Annotated in this window: 2 protein-coding genes; both read left to right on the forward strand. The window is 75.6% G+C overall.

Annotation, left to right across the window (positions count from 1 at the left end; genetic code table 11):
- Positions 1-958 (forward strand): cupin domain-containing protein (locus tag ACTUAL_RS12785; protein ID WP_440900389.1); only part of this gene is annotated, 958 nt, incomplete at its 5' end.
- Positions 959-1,008: 50 nt separating this feature from the next.
- A complete protein-coding gene (locus ACTUAL_RS12790; RefSeq protein WP_096496138.1) occupies positions 1,009-1,953 on the forward strand; it encodes a sucrase ferredoxin in 945 nt (314 codons plus the stop codon).
- Positions 1,954-1,958 lie beyond the last annotated feature (5 nt).

The following is a 1,958-nucleotide window of genomic DNA, read 5'->3' on the forward strand; positions in this document are numbered from 1 at the left end:
GGTGGACACCCGGCGGGCCGGGCAGGTGCCGAGGGTGCTGCCGGGGAAGTTGGCCGAGCAGGTGCGCGGCGGGGCGACGCTGGTGCTGGACTCGGTGCAGGAGCTGGTGGGCGCGGTCGGCGACCTGGCCGTGGGGCTGGAGCACGAGCTGCGCGAGCGGGTGCAGGTGAACGCCTACGCGGGCTGGGGCGTCACGCACGGGTTCGACGTCCACTGGGACGACCACGACGCGATCGTCGTGCAGGTGTCCGGGCGCAAGCGCTGGCGGATCCACGGGTTCACCAGGGTGGCCCCGATGGTGCGGGACGTCGAGCTGCCGCCCAGGCCCGAGGGCGGGCCGCTGGACGAGTTCGTGCTGGAGGCGGGCGAGGTGCTGTACCTGCCGCGCGGGTGCTGGCACGACGTGTCCGCGGTGGGCGAGGAGTCGCTGCACCTGACCATCGGGGTGAACCGGGCGACCGGGGTGGACCTGGTGGCGTGGCTGGCCGACCAGCTGCGGGCCGACGAGGCGTTCCGGGGCGACCTGCCGAGGTTCGGCACGGCCGCCGAGCAGGCGGGGCACGCGGCGCTGCTGCGGGCCAGGCTGCTGGAGCGGCTGGACGACGGCGTGGTGGCGCGGTTCCTGGCCGACCGGGACGCGCAGGCGCCCGCGGTGGAGCACGTCGGGCTGCCGTGGACGGCGACGTCGGCGCTGCTCCCGGAGGACGACGGGGCCGAGGTGCTGCTGCTCGCGCCGAGGGCGGTGCTCTCGCGCGAGGGCGACGCGGTGGTGCTGGCGGCGGTCGGGAGGCGGCTGGTCTTCGCGGGCGCGGCGGAGCCGGTGCTGGCGGCGCTGCTGGGCGGTCGGGCACGCACGGTGACGTCGTTGGTCGAAGCGGGCGGTCCTGCTCTCGATCGGGTGACTGTGCGCGCCCTGCTCGGGGAACTGGTGGCCCAGGGGCTGCTCTCACCGAAGTGAGTGAGCTAAGTTTAGGCATACCTAACCGGCGAATGGATACAGTCACAGGTATGTCCGAACCCCGTTCCGACGCGCTGCCCGGCTGCGCGGTGGTCACCAGACTGCTCGGCGGCAACCCGGCGGGCACCGCGGCGCGCATGACGTCGTGGCTGCTGATCGAGCAGCCGGGGCCCTGGCAGGCGGACGCGCTGGAACGGGTGCTGGCGCAGGCGTTCCCCCCTGGGCGGCTGGACGCGCTGCGGGCCGGTGGGCTGCGCCCGCTGCTCGTCCGCCGTCCGGGCAGGCACCACCGCTCCCCCGGCGCGAAGCGCGCGGTGTTCGTGGCCAGCGGGCGGCCCGGCTGGCGGTGGCTGGAGCGGATCGAGGTCTCGGACCTGGCTGAGCTGGCCGCGCTGGACCTGGAGGCCGTGGGCGCCGGGGTGCCGGGGCACGGGGTCCCGGTGGAGGGGCCGATGTTCCTGGTGTGCACGCACGGGTCCAAGGACATGTGCTGCGCGGTGCTCGGCAGGCCGCTGGCGGGGGTGCTCGCGCAGAACCACCCGGACCGGGCGTGGGAGGTCAGCCACCTGGGCGGGGACCGGTGGGCCGGGAACCTGCTGGTGGTGCCGGACGGGTTCCTGCACGGGCAGCTCGGGCCGGACGAGGCGGCGCTGGTCGCGAAGGCCGCGCTGACCGGGCAGGTCGCGCCGGAGCACCTGCGGGGGCGCACGTCGGCGACCACGCCGTGGGCGCAGTTCGCGGAGATCGCGCTGCGCAAGGCGATGGGGTACCGGGGGGTGGACTCGGCGCTGGCCGTGGACGAGCGGCCGGTGGCGGGCAGCGACGGGCACGCGCGGGTCGTGACGGTGCTCGGGGTGGAGCGGGAGTACGAGGTCGTGGTGCGGCGCAACGGGGTGGTCGGGTCCGGGGTGAGCCGGTGCTCCGGGCGGATCGAGCCGCCGTCGTTCGTGACCGAGGGCATCAGGCCGCTGGAGCCGGTGGCGCTGCCGGGGTGAGCGCT

This window comes from Actinosynnema sp. (assembly GCF_052038725.1).